Origin of the sequence: Methylomonas sp. MK1 (genome assembly GCF_000365425.1) — a bacterium.
Taxonomy (GTDB): Bacteria; Pseudomonadota; Gammaproteobacteria; order Methylococcales; family Methylomonadaceae; genus Methylomonas.
In genome coordinates this window covers 1,153,092-1,170,871 of record NZ_AQOV01000002.1, presented here as the reverse complement: position 1 = coordinate 1,170,871, position 17,780 = coordinate 1,153,092, and the positions used below count along the sequence as shown (strand labels likewise).

The 17,780-nt window shown below is 52.8% G+C and carries 15 protein-coding genes; 6 read left to right on the top strand and 9 right to left on the bottom strand.

Annotation, left to right across the window (positions count from 1 at the left end):
• Position 1 precedes the first annotated feature (1 nt).
• Positions 2 to 1,666, top strand: a complete 1,665-nt coding sequence (locus G006_RS0122165; protein ID WP_020485417.1) for a diguanylate cyclase — start codon at positions 2 to 4, stop codon at positions 1,664 to 1,666.
• Between the two features lie 29 nt (positions 1,667 to 1,695).
• Here the strand turns inward: G006_RS0122165 and G006_RS0122160 are convergent, their stop codons facing one another.
• From G006_RS0122160 to G006_RS0122145, 4 genes are all read right to left on the bottom strand, one after another.
• On the bottom strand, positions 1,696 to 2,109 hold the full coding sequence (locus tag G006_RS0122160; RefSeq protein ID WP_020485416.1) for an RNA recognition motif domain-containing protein: 414 nt from the start codon (positions 2,107 to 2,109) through the stop codon (positions 1,696 to 1,698).
• Positions 2,110 to 2,295: 186 nt separating this feature from the next.
• Complete coding sequence (locus G006_RS0122155) at positions 2,296 to 3,792, bottom strand: phytoene desaturase family protein (protein WP_020485415.1); 1,497 nt, start codon at positions 3,790 to 3,792, stop codon at positions 2,296 to 2,298.
• Complete coding sequence (locus G006_RS0122150; RefSeq protein WP_020485414.1) at positions 3,792 to 5,384, bottom strand: aldehyde dehydrogenase family protein; 1,593 nt, start codon at positions 5,382 to 5,384, stop codon at positions 3,792 to 3,794. The genes G006_RS0122155 and G006_RS0122150 overlap by 1 nt, the downstream gene beginning before the upstream one ends.
• Positions 5,385 to 5,388: 4 nt before the next feature.
• Positions 5,389 to 6,924, bottom strand: coding sequence for a phytoene desaturase family protein (locus G006_RS0122145; RefSeq protein WP_020485413.1), 1,536 nt, complete (start codon positions 6,922 to 6,924; stop codon positions 5,389 to 5,391).
• A gap of 314 nt (positions 6,925 to 7,238) precedes the next feature.
• Between G006_RS0122145 and G006_RS26240 the strand changes: the two genes are divergently transcribed.
• The gene (locus G006_RS26240) at positions 7,239 to 8,084 is read left to right on the top strand and encodes a PA4780 family RIO1-like protein kinase (protein ID WP_020485412.1); all 846 of its coding nucleotides are present in this window, start codon (positions 7,239 to 7,241) and stop codon (positions 8,082 to 8,084) included.
• Between the two features lie 81 nt (positions 8,085 to 8,165).
• On the opposite strand, the gene G006_RS28700 is transcribed toward G006_RS26240, so the two are convergent.
• The 4 genes from G006_RS28700 to ppgK all read right to left on the bottom strand — a co-directional run bounded on the left by G006_RS28700 (position 8,166) and on the right by ppgK (position 12,565).
• Positions 8,166 to 8,336, bottom strand: coding sequence for a hypothetical protein (locus tag G006_RS28700; RefSeq protein ID WP_020485411.1), 171 nt, complete (start codon positions 8,334 to 8,336; stop codon positions 8,166 to 8,168).
• Between the two features lie 127 nt (positions 8,337 to 8,463).
• Positions 8,464 to 10,821, bottom strand: a complete 2,358-nt coding sequence (locus G006_RS0122130; protein WP_020485410.1) for a xanthine dehydrogenase family protein molybdopterin-binding subunit — start codon at positions 10,819 to 10,821, stop codon at positions 8,464 to 8,466.
• Entirely contained in the window at positions 10,818 to 11,285 is a 468-nt protein-coding gene (locus G006_RS0122125; RefSeq protein WP_020485409.1) for a (2Fe-2S)-binding protein, read from the bottom strand. Before G006_RS0122125 ends, G006_RS0122130 begins: the two co-directional genes overlap by 4 nt.
• Before the next feature lie 536 nt (positions 11,286 to 11,821).
• Positions 11,822 to 12,565: a polyphosphate--glucose phosphotransferase gene (gene ppgK, locus G006_RS0122120; RefSeq protein ID WP_026147229.1), complete on the bottom strand. Its 744-nt coding sequence runs from the start codon at positions 12,563 to 12,565 to the stop codon at positions 11,822 to 11,824.
• Between the two features lie 1,215 nt (positions 12,566 to 13,780).
• On the opposite strand from ppgK, the gene G006_RS0122105 reads away from it, so the two are divergent.
• The 4 genes from G006_RS0122105 to G006_RS0122085 all read left to right on the top strand — a co-directional run bounded on the left by G006_RS0122105 (position 13,781) and on the right by G006_RS0122085 (position 16,562).
• Complete coding sequence (locus G006_RS0122105; protein ID WP_020485406.1) at positions 13,781 to 14,197, top strand: thiol-disulfide oxidoreductase DCC family protein; 417 nt, start codon at positions 13,781 to 13,783, stop codon at positions 14,195 to 14,197.
• Positions 14,198 to 14,221: 24 nt separating this feature from the next.
• Positions 14,222 to 14,839, top strand: coding sequence for an SOUL family heme-binding protein (locus tag G006_RS0122100; RefSeq protein ID WP_020485405.1), 618 nt, complete (start codon positions 14,222 to 14,224; stop codon positions 14,837 to 14,839).
• Between the two features lie 9 nt (positions 14,840 to 14,848).
• Positions 14,849 to 15,214: a sirohydrochlorin chelatase gene (locus G006_RS0122095; protein WP_020485404.1), complete on the top strand. Its 366-nt coding sequence runs from the start codon at positions 14,849 to 14,851 to the stop codon at positions 15,212 to 15,214.
• A 208-nt stretch (positions 15,215 to 15,422) separates the two neighbouring features.
• Positions 15,423 to 16,562, top strand: coding sequence for a DEAD/DEAH box helicase (locus G006_RS0122085; RefSeq protein ID WP_020485403.1), 1,140 nt, complete (start codon positions 15,423 to 15,425; stop codon positions 16,560 to 16,562).
• A 428-nt stretch (positions 16,563 to 16,990) separates the two neighbouring features.
• Here G006_RS0122085 and G006_RS0122080 read toward each other — a convergent pair whose 3' ends face one another.
• Complete coding sequence (locus G006_RS0122080) at positions 16,991 to 17,767, bottom strand: hypothetical protein (protein ID WP_020485402.1); 777 nt, start codon at positions 17,765 to 17,767, stop codon at positions 16,991 to 16,993.
• Positions 17,768 to 17,780 lie beyond the last annotated feature (13 nt).

Below are 17,780 nucleotides of genomic sequence, written 5' to 3'. Positions count from 1 at the left end.
TATGACCGAAGCGACAAATTGCTGCGTTTTATTAATCGAAGACGAACCGGGCGATGCCAGCCTGGTTCGGCAATATTTGCGCGCCTCGCCTAATCTGCGTTTCGAATTGATCTGGCGCGAGAATTTGGCGGACGGCGAACAAATCATTGCCCAACAAAAAATCGACGTGGTGCTGGTGGATTTAAGCCTACCGGATTCGCGCGGCCTGGATACCGTCAGACGCATCCGCAAAGCGACCCGAGTACTGCCGATTATCGTGCTGACCGGGCACGACGATACCGAGTTTTCTCTGAAGGCTCTGGACTGCGGCGCGCAGGATTATCTGATCAAAAGCAGCATAGACACCGACAGCCTGGTCAGGGCAATACGCTACGCGCTGACGCGGATAAGCTTGGAAAAGCGGCTTCACGAGTCCGAGCAACGGATGAGTATGGCCATACAGAGCGCAAGCTTGGGCTTATGGGATTGGCATATTCCCAGCGGGAAAGTGATTTTCAACGACCTATGGGCCTCGATGCTGGGGTACACGCTTGACGAAGTGGGATCCGATATCGACATTTGGAAACGCTTGGTGCATCCGGACGATTGGCATTTAATCACAGCCTCTCTGGAGCCGCATTTGCGCGGCGAAACCGACCTTTACTCTGCTGAACATCGCTTACTGCACAAGCAAGGCCATTGGGTTTGGGTGCACGATACCGGCCGCGTACTGGAGTGGGATTTTCATGGCCAACCGATTCGCGCGGTCGGTATCCATCAGGATATCAGCTTACGTAAGGCGTCGGAGTTGCGCGACCACTTGTTAATATCGGCCCTGGAAACGGTGGAACACGGTGTAGTGATTACCGACATAAATGCCAATATCGAATGGGCCAATAAAGCCTTTGAAACGCTGACCGGCTTTAGTCGCCAAGAAGCCATAGGCATGCGGCCCAACGAGTTGGTTAAATCCGGCAAGCAAGACCCGACGTTTTATCAGGCTTTATGGGAGACCATACTAGCTGGAAACACCTGGCGCGGCGAAATCGTCAACCGGCGCAAAAATGGCGAACTGTATGACGAAGAGCTGGTGATTTCCCCCGTCAAGGACCAGCAAGGCTGTATACGCCATTTCGTCGGCGTTAAACAGGATGTTAGCGAACGCAAAAGGATGCAAACCGAGCTGTGGGAATTGGCAACAACCGACGGCTTGACCGGTTTTTTAAATCGCCGGCACTTTATGGCCCGCCTGGAAAACGAATTTGCCAGAGTAAAGCGCAGTAATCACCGGGTAGCGGTATTAATGCTGGACCTGGATCATTTCAAGCAGATTAACGACGGTTACGGACACCCCACCGGCGACGCGATGTTGCAACACTTTGCCGGGATTATGCGCGCGGAATTACGCGAGATCGATGTCGTGGGCCGGATTGGCGGCGAGGAGTTCGCGATATTCATGCCTGAGACCGACGCCGAACCAGCCATGATAATTGCCGAACGCTTACGTAAGGTGCTGGCCGATACACCGTTGGTTATTGATAAGCATACGATTCCGATAACCGTCAGTATCGGGATTGCCTTAATGCATGCCGATAGCGGTACGGCGGATTGCGTATTGACCAAAGCTGATAAAGCGCTATACACCGCTAAGGAAAATGGCAGGAACTGCGTACGCGTCTGGCTTTAGCGGTCTAATGCCAAAACTGCAAAGCGCCTTTAAAGCGTGATGGGATAGAACACATTGGAAAAATCGACATAAATTTCCACGCTAGCGCCGCGGCGGCGGTCCTGGATGCGTTTGTCGACAATCTCCTGCGGCACCGGCAACCCATTCCGGCGCCGGTCATTTTTGACGTCACGCTGTTTGTAAACTCGGACCAAAACCTCGCAGCCGTTAAACAACAAGCCGTTCAGATTCTTGATAGCGCGAATGCCGGCTTCATCGGAATTCACCGACACCAAGCCATGATGCTCCAGCTGATTGCTGCGCTTGTCCCGAATCACCATCACATCGACCGTTATTACCTGCTTGGCTTGTTCTATTAAATCTTCACTGACCGCCATCGCCACGTAAAAATACAATTCGTTGGGCCGGGTCGGTGCCGGAATATTCCGAAAAAAAAGCAGCATAAAAAATCTAGCTAACAGTAGGCAGACAAAAATAAGCCGGAAGCCCTAAAAATAGCGCGTTTCCGGCGCGGATGCGTTTATACCGGACTTGGAAACGCCGAAAACCTAAGCCATGCAAACGCCGCTTAAGTGTAGGCTTAAATTTAATGGGCTTAGGCATATCCGGATTTTTTTGTCTGCTTTGGGCTATGCCTGCCCCAAGTCCGCCAAAATCTTATCCCGCACCAACTGCCCGGATAACGTCACCATTGGCATGCCGCCGCCGGGATTGACACTGCCGCCGACGAAATACAGATTGGATAGCTGATGGCTGCGTTGCGGCGCTTTAAATCCGAGGTTTTTCCAGCGGTCTGCCACCACACCGTAAATCGAGCCCAGATTGGAATAGTATTTGGCCTGAATATCCAACGGCGTCCAATATTCCTCGGTAACGATGTGCTGGCGCAAATCGGTCAAGCCCATCCGTTCCAGCTTAGCCAGCACCCGCTCGCGCAGCGCCCAATAATCCTCCGCCGTCAGCGGTTTGTCGGGGTTGATATGTGGGATGTGCGGCAGAATTTTGATGATCTCGCAGCCTTCCGGCGCCTGGCTAGGATCGGTCTTGCACGGCGCGACCAAGTAAATAGTCGGGTCGTCGGACAATTTGCCGCTACGAAACACCGCATCGAAATGCTCGCGCGGATGATCGGAATAAAAGAAATTGTGGTGCGCCAATTGCGGATACAGCCGATTCACGCCCAAATGCAAAACCAGGCCCGAACAGGTCGGCTCGAAGCGCTGCATTTTTTTCAGTTCGGCGGGCGAGCTATGCAGCAGTTTGTCCATGGCCGGAATCACTTCCATATTCGACACCACAATATCCGCCGCTAGTACCTCTCCACCTTGCAGCTTAATCCCGGTAGCCCGGCCTGCTTGATACTGAATTTCCTCGACTTCGCTGTTTAGGCGTATTGTCACGCCCAACTCTATCGCCAGTTTTTCCATGGCTTGCGCCAAACCGTACATACCGCCCTTCACGTACCAGAGCCCGTATTCGTATTGAATGTAGGGCATCAGATTCATCAAGGCCGGCGAATCGTAGGGCGAGGAACCGACATATTTAATAAAGTAATTGAGGATATCGACCAGTTTGGGATCAGAAATAAAGCGTCTCACTCCCTGATCCATCGAGCGGAACACGTCGAAATTCAAGGCGCGGATCGGGCCGTAAAACTTCAGTAACTCCCAGAATGTATCCAGGCCCTTGGCAAAATAGCCGACTTCAGTTTCGGTACCCAGCTTTCTGGAATAGGCCATGAAGCTAGCGAATTCGGCGGCCGTGTTCGGGCCCAGTTTGTCCAACTCGCGGCGTTGATTTTCCTGGTCCTCACATAAATCAATGGTGGTGCCGTCTTCGAAGAAATTGCGCCAGTGCGGCTCGACTTTTTCGATACCGACATAATCGGCCATGTTTTTACCGACCTTCGTAAACAAGGCCTCGAAGATATGCGGCATGGTCAGAATTGACGGCCCTAAATCAAAGGTAAAGCCGTCTTTGGTCATGATGTTTAGTTTGCCGCCGACCTTGTCGTTCTTCTCGACCATTTCCACTGCAAAGCCTTCGCTAGCCAGCGAAATCGCTGCAGACAAACCGCCCAGACCGGCGCCGATGATGACGACGCGTTTAGTATTGTTTTGCTTCATCAGTAGTCCCGTTTCCATGACAACAGTAATTTAAAGTTTTGCCAGCGTTGCGTTAAATCGAAGGCTGAGTATTCGCGAAAAGCTTGCAGCGCCGGCCAGTTGCGTTTGATGCGTTCTATGAGCGAACCTTCGCCATAGACAAAGTCCATATAGCCTTTAAAGTCCTGATAGCGTTGTTCGGAATACGGAAACCAGTTCGGTTCCTTGGGCAAATGGCTGCGGCTGGTCATGCCTGCCACCGGATAGGTGAAATTGCGCAAGCCTTCCGCGCCGTGATAACGGCCGAAGCCGCTTTTTTTCACGCCGCCGAACGGCAAGCCTGGATGACCAATGTTTTTGATGACGTCATTGATCGCCCAATTGCCGACTTGCAGTTGGCCGGCAATTCGCTCGGCTTTAGGAATATCCTGGCTCCACACGCTGGCATTCAAGCCAAATTCGCTATCGTTGGCCAAACGGATTGCTTCCGCTTCATCGCTAAAAGCCATCACCGGCAGCAGTGGCCCGAAGCTTTCCTCACGCATCACCCGCATGCCGTGATGCACGTTCCACAGCACGACCGGCTTAAGGTAATTGCCCTGCTTTTCCAGCGGACCAGAGGCTTGCGCGCCTTGGGCGATGGCGTCCTGATAGTGCGCTTCGATAGTCGCAAACTGCCGCTCCGTGGTCATCGCACCCAAGTCGCCTTGTGGGTCGTGGCCGACTCGCAGTTGCGATACGCCTTGCTGCAACAAGCTTAAAAACTCATCGTGACATTGCTGTTGCACGTACAAACGCTCCACCGATACGCAGACTTGACCGCTGTTGCAAAACGCGCCATACAAGGCCGCGTCGGCAGCGCGCTGCATTTGTGCGTCGTTGAACACCAGCATCGGGTCCTTGCCGCCCAATTCCAGCAATACCGGAATCGGATGCTGCGCGGCCCGTTGCATCACGGCTTTGCCGCCATTTAGACCGCCGGTGAAAAACACCAAATCCGGGCCGGCGTCAATCAACTGCGCACCGATTTCACCGTCACCGACCAGCCATTGCACCAAGCCTTCCGGTAAATCCAGTTGTTTGAACAGATCAATAATTAGCTGGCCGACCGGCAAACTTAATTCGGAGGGTTTCAGGATCACCGCATTGCCGGCAAACAACGCAGTCAGCAGTGGCCCGACCGAGAGTTGAAACGGATAATTCCACGGTGAGATGACCGCCACCACACCAAAAGGCCGACGCTCGATGCCGGCTGTGGCGCCGGGAAACGCAAACGGCGAGGTAGGGATACCTCGATACGATAAGATATTGGCGGCATGCTTTTGGTAATAGCGCGCTAAATCCAAAACAGGATATATCTCGCCCAGCAAGGCCTCGGTGTGCACTTTGCCGGTGGTCTGGCTGATTAACTCGCAAATCGAGTCCAGCTGGACCATCAATACGGGCACCAGCTTAGCTAAGATTTTGGCCCGCTCGGCGACCGGTCGCTTGGCCCAAATGTGCGCGGCGGCTCGGGCGGCAAGCATCTGCTTTTGAATAACCGCCTGATCGCTAACCGGAAAATCACCCAACACCCGGCCTTCGACCGGCGAAACGGCCTGTATGGTCGACATTGGATTAGGCCTTGGCTTTTTTCAGCCAGGCACTTTGCTGGATTTCCTTGAATTGCACCCGGTGCTTGCGAGAAATCAGATTCGAAGAAATCCGCGCCGACTCATAAATCGTCGGCAATCCGCTACCGGGATGGGTACCGCCGCCAACCAGATAGCAGTTGTCCAACTCTTCAAAGCGGTTATGCGGCCGCCAGTACAGCATCTGGCTGAATTTGTGCGACAGGCTGAACGTAGCGCCCTTGTAGACGTGTTCTTCGCTTTCCCAGGTGCCGGGGGTGATGATTTTTTCGCATTCGATATGTTCACGAATGTCGGTTAAACCCAGACGTGCTCCCAGCGTATACAGCACTTGTTCGCGAACTTCCTGGCAATGCGCTTGCCAATCGACGCCACTGTCATTGTTGGGCATCGGCACTAACACATACAAAGCCGATTTGCCTGCTGGAGCTAGGCTAGCATCGGTAACCGAAGCGTTTTGCACGTAAAACGAGAAATCCTCAGTCAAGGTTTTATTGCTGAAGATATTGTTGATATTGGTACGGTAATCCTTAGCAAACACGATGGTGTGATGCGGCAGGTCGTATAGCTTGTCGAGCCCCAAATACAGCATGAAGGTCGAGCAGGAATATTCGCGTTTTTCCAACTGTTGATGATCGTACTTCCGCAAGGTACCCGGTTCCAGCAAATGGGTCATGGCGTGGGCAAAATCGGCATTGACGATCACTTCATCGCCGCGTACTTCCTCGCCGTTTTGCAATCTCACGCCCTTGGTCGCGCCGTCTTCGACGATCAACGAGGCGATTTCGGCGTTGAGATGAATCTCGCCGCCGGATTCGGTGACGACTTGCGCCATCGCCGTGGCAATCTTATTCAAACCACCAGCGACGTGGTAAATACCGTATTCATGCTCCAGGTACGGCAACATGGTAAACAGCGCCGGACACTCCCAAGGCGACATGCCCAGATACTTCGACTGAAAGCAAAACGCCAGGCGCATTTTTTCCTTATCAAAATACTGGCCCAGGTTGTTGAACACGCTTTTCGGAAACGCCAGCCAGGGTATAGCTTTGATCAGATCCAACGAGAAGAACGAAGACCAATTCGAGTAATCGCGGGTAATACACGGATACAACCGATTAAAACGGCTGCGTTCGTTATCCATGAAGCGCTCATAGCCGGCGCTGCCTTCGTCGAATACTCGCTCCAGTTCCGCGCGCATGTTTTCTCTGTCCGAATAGACATTAATTTCGCGATCATCATACAGCAAACGATACATAGGGCTGAGCGGCATGAACTGCATGTAGTCTTCGCTACGCCGGCCGCATAATTCAAACATCTCATCCAGTACGCCCTTCATCAATAAAAAGGTCGGGCCGGTATCGAAGGTAAAACCATCCATCGTAATGGCCCTATTGCGGCCGCCGACGTTGGCATGCTTATCAAATATGGATACTTTAAAGCCGCGATGACTTAATAACATGCCGGCGCACAAGCCGCCGGGGCCGGCGCCAACGATGATGATATGTTTTGAATCTGCCATGATATGAGAGAGCGGTGCTTGCCGAGTCGTTTTATAAAAGCGCTAATGTAACAGCAAAATGTCAAAAAGCGACCTATTCGCCAACACCAAAATAAAATCCAAGCGCACAAGCACACGCTACGCAGGCCCGACAAATCCTGTTTAACCTAAGGTCGGAACCGCCGAGAAATCAATGGCGATTCAGTTGCTCGGCTTTACGAACGCCGGTTATCGATTTGAGCCGGAGGGGCCGAAAGGATTGTTCTCGCCTCCAGAATGGATCATTTGGCGGAAGTTTTGCGCGATATTCGTGCGAGCGCGGCATAATAGGCAGTATGAAAACACCGAAAAGACTCGAACCATTAATCGATAGCGGCCTGGTCGACGAGGTCATTGGCTCGTTGAAAAGCGGCAAAGAGGCGGCTGTCTATGTAGTGCGCTGCGGCGGAGAAATTTGCTGCGCCAAAGTTTACAAGGAGGCCGACCAGCGCAGTTTCAAGCAAAGCGTGCTGTATCAAGAAGGCCGCAAAGTGCGAAATAGCCGTCGTGCCCGGGCGATGGAAAAAGGCAGCAGCTACGGCCGCAAAGAGCAGGAGTCGGCTTGGCAAAATGCTGAAGTGACAGCTTTATACCGCCTGGCGGATGCCGGCGTCCGAGTGCCAAAACCCTATAATTTCATCGACGGCGTCTTGCTGATGGAACTGGTGGCCGATGCCGACGGCCACCCGGCGCCTAGACTCAACGATCTGGAAATGCCGGCGGAGCTGGCGCGCGAATATCATGCGTTTCTGATTGGTCAGATCGTGCGCATGCTTTGCGATGGCCTGGTGCATGGCGACTTGTCCGAATACAACGTACTGGTCGGTCGTGACGGGCCGGTGATTATTGATTTACCGCAAGCCGTCGATGCCGCTGGCAATAACAACGCCCGAGTCATGCTGGAGCGCGACGTGGCCAATATGGCCGCCTATTTCGGCCAGTTCGCGCCGGAATTGTTGCAGACTAACTTTGGTAAGGAAATGTGGAAACTGTATCAAAGCGGCGACTTGCACCCTGAAACCAATCTGACCGGCCACTTCGAAGATAACGCCAAACCCGCCGACCTGCGTAGCGTGATCCGCGAGATAGACGCGGCCCGCGAAGAAAACGAGGCCAAGCAGCGTTTTTTACAGACTCCATAATTCGCTGCCTCCGGCAAAGCACAAAAAAGAAAAAGCCGGTTTTACCCGGCTTTTTCTTACTGCTTGGAACCGCTAGCACTATCAGGCATAGGTATCGATTTTGCTGCCTTTTCTTGCATCATTATCGCCATCTGCATCTTTCACAACAGCTTGCACTGGCGGCGTTGCTGCTTGCTGATTGGCTGCGGGCTGTTTCGGTTGATTGGTGATAGGGAAATACGGTGTTGAACCCACTCCCGATACGGATGACATGGTATATCTCCTCTTGATTGAATAGTACCGGCCATGTTTCGGCTGGCATCCGGTTATCGACCGGTTTTACCAAAGCTTTAAAAGGCCGCGGCCAGCCAATTGAGCTCGCTGCCTTGCACATAAGCCCTCAGTCTTTCAAAAGCTGATCCCGTATCGGTAATTGCCGAATCCGCTGACCCGTGGCCGCAAAAATAGCGTTGCACAGGGCCGGTGCAATCGGCGGCACGCCTGGTTCGCCAACACCGCCCAAGGGTGTATCGAATTCCGCGGCCGGCAGCAAATGCACTTTGATTTCGCGCGGCGCATCGTCGATGCGGGTGAGCTGATACGCATGAAAGTTATCCTGCTGTACCGCACCGTTTTTAAAACTAATTTCGCCCAGCGTCGCCAAACTAACACCCATGATGCAAGCGCCCTCAATTTGCGAGCGAATCCGCTCGGGATTGACTTGCGGACCGCAATCCACCGCCACATCGACTCTGGGGATGCTCAACTTGCCGGTCTCATCGACCGCTACTTCCACAACCACAGCGACATAGGTCACGAAACTATAATGCGCGGCCAAACCCAAGCCCTGCCCCTTGGCCAGCTGACGCCCCCAGCCGGCCTCGCGGGTCACCGTTTCGATTACGCGGCGCAGACGGCCGGTATCGACGGGGTAAAGCGCGGGCGATTCGCCGTGGTTCCAGGTGTCATTTAAACTGGTCGGATCGATCCGCCGGGCCGGGCCGATTAAATCCAACAGAAAATCCCGATGATCGCGTCCGGCTGCCGCCGCCATTTCAGCCACAAACGACTGCACGGCAAACGCATGTGGAATATTGGACACCGAGCGAAACCAGCCGATACGGGTATGCGCCGCCGCCGCCGGGTTTTCGATGCGCAGATTGTCGATTGCAAACGGCACATTGATCACACCCATGCCCAATTCCACCGGCATTTGTTGCTTGCTGTCCGGTCCGAATGTGGAGGAAATGCTAGGAGCAGCGGTTCTGTGCAGCCAGGCTACCGGCTTACCCTGTGCATCCAAGCCCGCTTCCAACCTCTCCAAGGAAACGGTATGGAAATAGGCATGATGCAGATCGTCTTCGCGGGTCCAGGTCACTTTCACCGGATTGCCTCGCATAGCCTGCGATAACAAAGCCGCTTCAATGACGTAGTCGGGTTTGGATTTACGCCCGAAACCGCCGCCCAACAGCGTGACATTGACGGTCACTTTGTCTTCCGGCAATTTCAGCCATTTTGCGACTTTATCCCGGGATAATTGCGGCGCCTGGGTACACGTCCAGATTTCGCAATGTCCCTTGACGATGCGGGCCGTCGCCGCCGGCGGTTCCATCGGTGCTTGGGCCAGATGCGGCAAATAATATTCCGCTTCCAGGCGCTTGGCTGCGCCTTGCAATGCGGCATCGACATCGCCTTGTTGGCGCACCACCTTACCCGACTGGCGGACGGCGGCTTCCAGTTCGGCTTTGTAGGCTAGCGAATCGTAGCCGGCGTGTTCCCCATTGTCCCACTCGATTTTTAAGGCATTTCGGCCCTGGATCGCCGCCCAGGTGTTGCTTGCAATCACCGCGATACCACCCAACGGATTGAATTCGGCAGGAAGCGGACTGCTAGGCAATTCGACAATTTTTATGACTCCCGGCACTTTAAGCGCGGCACTAGCGTCATATTTTGAAAGCTTGCCGCCCAACACCGGCGGCCGCGCCACGACGGCGTAAAGCAGACCTTTCAGTTGGGTATCGATGCCATACATAGCGCGTCCGGACACAATATCCGCGCCGTCGTAAACGCCTTGCCGGCCTTTGCCGATGTAACGAAATTCCGTCGAATTCTTCAAACGCAAGCTGTCGCGGTCTGGCACCGGCAACTTTGCCGCGGCTTTGGCTAACTCGCCGTAGCCCAAGGTTTTGCCGCTGGCGATGTGCAGTATATGGTGTTGCTCGGCGCGGACTTCCGTTATCGGCACGCGCCAGCGCGCTGCGGCGGCAGCTTCCAGCATTTGTCTGGCAGCCGCGCCGACTCGGCGCATCGGCATGAAAAAGTGGCGCATGCTACGCGAGCCGTCGGTGTCTTGATTGCCGAAACGCTTTTCGTCACCAGGCGCTTGCACAACATGTACTTTAGACCAATCAGCTTCCAGCTCATCGGCCACCACCATCGGCAAGCTGGTACGTACCCCCTGCCCCATCTCGGAACGGTGACAGATGATACTTACCGCGCCATCGGCGGCGATGGCCACAAAAACCAAAGGATTATCGACCCAACCGTGCGGCATCGCATCAGCACCGAACTTGCCGGCAGCAGCCGGCGCGGCGGCTTCGTCCGCTCTGAGCAAAGTAGGCAGGCCAACGGCCAACACAAAGCCGCTCAAGGCGAACTGCTTGATAAAGGTCCGGCGGCTGATGTTGTCGATCAAATACCCGTCGTCGGTATCGCTTTGCTCGATATCGGCTTGCAGAAATTCTGCTGAATTTTTCATGATTGCACCTCCGGCAAACCGGCGGCCTGCTTGATCGCGGCGCGAATGCGCGGATAGGTGCCGCAACGGCATAGATTGCCGCTCATGGCTTTATCGATATCGGCATCGCTGGGTTGCGGATGCTGTTTAAGCAGTGCGGTAGCACTCATGACTTGCCCGGCCTGGCAATAGCCGCACTGCGGTACACCTAAACTCAGCCAGGCATCCTGGACTTTTTTACCGGTCTCGTCCTGCTCTATAGCTTCGATAGTGACAATTTTTTTGCCCGCCGCAGCCGAAATAGGCGTGACACAGGCGCGGGTCGGTTCTCCATCCACATGTACCGTGCAGGCACCGCACAACGCCATCCCGCAGCCGTACTTCGTGCCGGTCAATCCTAATTGGTCGCGCAGCGCCCAAAGCAGTGGTGTGTCAGCGGGCAGATTTATCTTGCGGCTTTTACCGTTGATATTAAGCGTTGTCATGAGTTTTCTCGCGTCAGTCGGCGGTTGATAACGGCGCCGGCACATCCATCAACAACATCGGCGCGATAGTTCGCAGCATGGTACACGGGCGGGATTTGGCAGTAAAGGCACTTGGTTTGGGAATAATCTAAAACGCAGGATGAGCATTCGCTTCAGTTATTTTGGAATATAGACAATACCAGGAATGATACTGATGACGGGCCTCTAGCTATCTCCCGACCTAGAGGCTTGCGTCACCAGCACCACCCATGATTTGCGCTAATCTCCGGCAAGCTTGCAAGGCAACAAGTCAGAAAATTAGTTTTACTACATATGGAAAATATGAGGCTGCCGACTATCTTGTCTGATTGCTCTCACGGAAAAAATTGAATTTTTCACCACCGGCAACCTCATGAGAATCAGGTTACCGCAGGTGATTCGATAGTCAAGGCGACTTGGAAACAGAATTTATTAAAGATGGAAGTATTAACGGCTACTTGAAAAAGCCCTGGTTTTGCCGTTTCTGTGAATACTGTTTGGGACTCAAGCGCCATTGCTCAGACAACTTTGGATTTGGCATACAGCGCCGCGCCGACGATACCGGCTTGATTCAAAAAAGCGGCGGGCTTGACCGGGGTTTTTATGGCTATCTGCTCTTTGAATTTATCGAATTTTTTACTCGCGCCACCGCCCAAAATGATCAGATCGGGCCAGAACAGTTTTTCCATCGTACTCAAATAAACGTTGAAGCGATTGCCCCAAGCTTTCCAACCCAAATCTTGCAATTTACGGGCGGCATCGGATGCGAAGCGCTCGGCCTCCAGACCGTTTTCCAGATACACATGACCCAGTTCCGTATTGGGTAGCAGATTGCCATCGGTAAACAGCGCGGTCCCCAGGCCGGTGCCGATGGTAATCAACAAGACTACACCCACTTGGCCCGCACCCTCGCCAAAATGCATTTCCGCGATACCGGCGGCGTCTGCATCGTTTAAGTTGTGACACTCGCAGTTGGTGGCTTCTGAAAACAATTTATCGATATTGGTGCCAATAAAGGCCTTGGAAATATTCGCCGCCGTGCGCACCACGCCCTGTTGAATCGCTGCTGGAAAACCGCAACCAATGGGCCCCGTCCAGCCAAAATGCAATACCAATTGCGCCAGCACCGCTGCTACCGCCTCCGGTGTTGCAGGTTGCGGCGTATCGATCCGATGCCGTTCGGAAACCAGTTCGCCCGTCAAGCTATCGACAATCGCACCTTTGATACCCGAACCGCCAATATCCACACCGAGAATTTGCATAAAATGTCCTGAAAGTTTGCCATGCAGATTGGACATTCTAGGCGAAGAGCGGCTAAGGGCTTAGAAAAATTTCCGTCACCGTGGCCGACAAACGGCTATTGCGGCTTTGGATTTCCGGTGCTGACAACGTGATCAATCAAGTAACCGTGGTCAATTATTAGCCAATTTGCGAGCGCCTGCTTGAATACAGCAACTTGCGCTTACTTTTATCAGCATACCAACAAACTTATCCACAGTTTTTGTGGAAAACCACGATCATCGGCGACAACACTAACATGTGAAAACTGTCGCCAAAGCAATTACCGGATTATGTGCCCGGATTTCTGTTATAAATGGCGCACAACAATAAAGATAACCAGGAGTACCAAATGATTACAGTGACAATTTACCTTTTAACCATGTTTTTTGCCGGCTACGCGATTTACCACGTCCGGAGCAAATAGTCCGTCATGTAGATAAAAAAAAGCCTCTACCGAACACAACGATAGAGGCTATAGAGTGTGCAGTGCCGGAGTCACTGCTTACGAGGGAGGTCACACATAAAACATAAAGCACTAGCGGGTCCAACAAAAAGCAAAATACTGGAAATAGTCGCAGCAGCGAACGACAACGTAGATATAACAAACTCACCCATCGAAAAGTTCCAAATACCGGTAGCAAACTGAATACCGGCAATACTGTCTTTCCTAAGAGTACCTGGAACGTACATCTGATCCGCCTCAACCGTTTGCAGTCAATTTAAAGTACGACTTCACTATAATCCCCTGTCGAAAATTTACAATTAGCCATTTAAGTTATTCATAATTCCCTTTTAATAAACAATATAACAGGAACTATTGCTGGAATCGCCTATCCACATCGTTTTCACCACTGCCGCCCAGAAAGGGAAAATGTGACGTGATCACCCTACCTTTTTAGCATTCGCCTCCTTGCTTCCACCACATCTGCTGGTAGATTGCGGAGTGTTAAGTTTTTTGATTCCTGACACACGTTCCGTCCTCAGAGGGGTGCTCCATAGCCCGCAATCCCCTTCGACGCGAGTATCTCGCCGACTGCGCGAGCCCCGCATCGCGAGGGGACTTTTTTTGCGGTATCCGAAGCTAGGGAATACGCAAACATTGTGAAATTACAAAGCAAACCAATACAGACTTGCAGGGCTATTAAGCCGCCAGTCCCAGCGACAAGCCCGCTAGCACCACTTCCCAGAACCGCCCAATGAATAACGAATACGAATTCACTCTGCTTTACGATGGCCGCTGCCCGATTTGCCGGAAGGAAGTGACCTGGTTACAGTCGCGAAACAAGCAAAACAAACTGGCTTTGCAAGATATTCATGCCGAGGATTTCAATCCAGCGCACTATGACAAATCGCTGGACGAATTGATGGCGGAAATCCATGGTGTGTGCGCCGATGGCCGCCTGATCAAGGGGATGCCGGTGTTTTACGCTGCTTACAGCGCTGTCGGCTTGGGATGGCTGATGGCTCCCACCCGCTGGCCCCTGCTAAAACCGCTGTTTGACCGTCTGTATGCATGGTTTGCCCGGCACCGTTTACGTTTCGGTACCTTGTTAGGCGCCAAACGCTGCCAAGATGCAAGTTGCAGCATTCGCTCCGGACATGAAAAAACATGACCCCGTTTGACGAGAACCTATCCTATGAAAAACCCCTTAGCCCTACTCGGCAGCCTGATTTTGACCGGATGCACAGTAATGGGCATTAGAAGCAGCGCCGAACCGCAATACCAATTGCTCTCCGAACGTGGGGACGTGCAAATCAGGCAGTATCCGCCCTTATTAATCGCCGAAACCGTCATTGACGCCGATTACGCGCAAGCCGGCAATATCGGTTTCAATCGCTTGGCCGGCTATATTTTTGGCGGCAATCAGCAAAAACAGCAGATGGCCATGACCGCCCCGGTGTTTCGCGAAAATGCCGGCGAACAAATCGAGATGACCGCGCCTGTGTTGCAGCAGGCTGTCGGTAACAAATGGACGATGGCTTTCGTGATGCCGGCGGGCTATAGTCTGGAGACCTTACCGACTCCAATCGATCCCCAAGTGACTATCAAAGTCTTACCCGCGAAAAAAGTCGCGGTGTTGCGCTATTCCGGCAGTCTTAACCTGGAACAAATTAACGACAAAAGCCAACTATTACTGGCTTGGCTTGAACAACAACAGCTCACACCTCTATCTGCCCCGCGTTCGGCGGCATACGATCCGCCTTGGACTTTACCCGCCTTGCGCCGCAACGAAATCCATATAGACATCGAATAAGGCATTCCGGTGACACATTTGTTAGTGGTGGCGCACGGCAGCCGTCGGGAAGCCTCTAACCTTGAAATTCGTGAGCTGATAAAACAACTGCGACTGACGGCTACCCGCTTCGCGGCAATAGACTGTGCTTTTCTGGAGATCGCCGAACCGACTATCGAGCAAGGCTTACGCCAACAAATAGCCCAGGGCGCGCGGCAGATTGTCGTGATGCCTTATTTCCTGTCAGCGGGACGCCACGTCAGCATCGATATTCCCGAACACGTGCAAAGGATACGCGACACACATCCGCAAATCGACATACGTATTGCCAACCATTTGGGCGCCGCGGAAAAAATCGGCGGCATAGTACTCGATCTGGCCAGTTTGGCTATTTGAAAACGGATTTTGCGCATCAATTTCGCCGGCGCAATCAGCCGTTCAATCAGGCTAGCGCCGGTTTCCTAACCTTAAACCAGTAACCGTGATAGACTGCCCGCTGAAAGTTCATCTTCAATATGTAATTCCCTTAGTCCCCGGGCGGACATCGCGACAGCAGTACTGCCGAACCCAGATTTCTCCCCTTATTTTCCCCATTGAGACCTTAATGCCATTTTCCAATCTCGGTTTATCCGAGGCTTTAATAAAAGCTATTGCCGATTCCGGCTACACCACCCCTACACCTATTCAAAGTAAAGCCATACCCGCCGTGTTAACAGGCCGAGACTTACTGGCCGCCGCGCAAACCGGCACCGGCAAGACCGCCGGCTTTACCTTACCGATCTTGCACCGTTTGGCGCAAACCGACTATGGCCGCAATCGGCCCGTGCGCGCCCTGATCTTGACGCCCACACGAGAACTCGCCGCGCAAGTTGCCGAATCCGTTGCCAAATACGGCGCGCATCAGCAACCGCGCTTAAAGTCGGAAGTGGTGTTTGGCGGCGTGAAGATCAATCCACAAATGATGCGCTTGCGCGGCGGCGTGGACATTCTGACCGCAACGCCGGGGCGTCTGCTGGATTTGGTCAGTCAAAACGCAGTAAAACTGGATAAAGTAGAAATGTTGGTGCTGGACGAAGCTGACCGCATGTTGGACATGGGCTTTATCAAAGACATTCGCAAAATCCTGGCCATGCTGCCGAAAAAACGCCAAAACCTGTTGTTTTCCGCGACTTTTTCCGCCGATATTCGCAAGTTAACCGGCGATTTGCTGGTTAATCCGGTCAAAATCGAAGTGGCCGTGGAAAACGCCGCCGCCGACTTGATAGACCAACGGGTTTATACCGTCAGTAAAACCGCGAAAACCGCCTTGTTGACCCATCTGGTGAAAACTAAAGACTGGCAGCAAGTATTGGTGTTTACCAGTACCAAGCACGGCGCCAACAAACTCACCGAAAAACTGAACATCGCCAATATCAAGGCTGCCGCGATTCACGGCAATAAAAGCCAGGGCGCCAGAACCAGCGCTTTGGCGGGTTTCAAAGCCGGTGACATTCGCGTGTTGGTCGCCACCGACGTGGCAGCGCGCGGCATCGATATTGCCCAATTGCCGCACGTGGTGAATTTCGAATTACCGCGCTCGTCCGCCGATTATGTACACCGCATCGGCAGAACCGGCCGGGCCGGACAAAACGGCCAGGCGGTTTCGTTGGTATCGCAAGACGAATATCAGGCCTTGCGTCTAGTGGAAAAACTAATAGGCCTGCAAATACCCCGCGAGCAAGTAGACGGCTTCTCGGCCGCTTAAGTTAAGTCAATCCACGCTCACCGAACAGTTAATTTGGTGAGCAAAACCTAGGACACCTCGCCGTTCCGTCAGTCGCTTTATCGACAAAACGGCGAGACACAGTTGGACTCTATTTCATCGCAGTAAAATTTTACCCGCTCTTGCTTGTCGGCTTTTCGCTGGTAGATTCTCCCTCGCAGTGTATTAGTTTCAATATTTCCTAGTTTGTGCTCCCGTAGATTCGATTAAAGCAATAGAGCGCATCGTTGCTGAATCTGCGGGAGCATCTTTTATCCCTAATCAATGCATCACAGAGGTTTATTATGCCCTTCGCTCACCAACCACCACCGACTCGTCCCGGCTGGAATTATCAAAGCTATTTTTTAACTCAGTTAAATAAACAAAAGCAGACCAAGGAAGCTAAGCCTGCTTAATGGCTGTTTAAAATTTTAGCGCGCACGGGTCACCGTCATTTGCGCGCTGGCAAACTTGCCGCGAAAACTCAAAGGAAAATTGGCAATGCTATTGCCGCCGAGCAAGTCGCCGATAATGCTAGCTCTAGCTGTAAAGAAAGACACAGTAGAACTAAAGTCGAAATAAATTTGCTCGATATTGGTTGCCATCTTCACTTCGCCTTTCTTGGAATAAGACCACCAATTTGCCAGAAACGGACTGGCTATCTGCGGCTCGGCAACATTGCCATGTAAAAACCAAGTGACAGCATCCGGAGTATCGGGAGAAACCGCTGCGTAAAACTCGTTTGTTGCGCTTGTCGGCGTCACTTCATAGGTCAAATTGCCGTCCCATTGTGCAGGCACGCCTTGTTTACGCAAACCGTTAACCAAGGCCGGCACGTTGCTCGCATAAGTCAGGGTGTAATTATTGATGGCAGTATTGGGATCGGTTCCGGTACCGTCCGGTGAATACAGCATGATGCCAAGGTGGGCCACCGTACCGGCTTGGGCTGGGCGATTATTCACTGCCACACCTTGGCAATGGGCAATGCGCACCACCAATTTTGCGCCGGAGTCATCCACGACAAGTTGGTATTGGCTAGGTACCAGAGCCCGTGCTTTACTTTCTGCAACAGGCGCAACGCCCACGAACTCGGTGCAATCCGTAAAAGCGACGTTAAGTCCCCTACTAGCCTCCGATTCGTCAGCCTGCACCTGCCAAGCCGCTGTTGCCAGCAAAGTAGGAATAATCCAGCCGATAGTGCGTTTCATACTGACCTCCAAA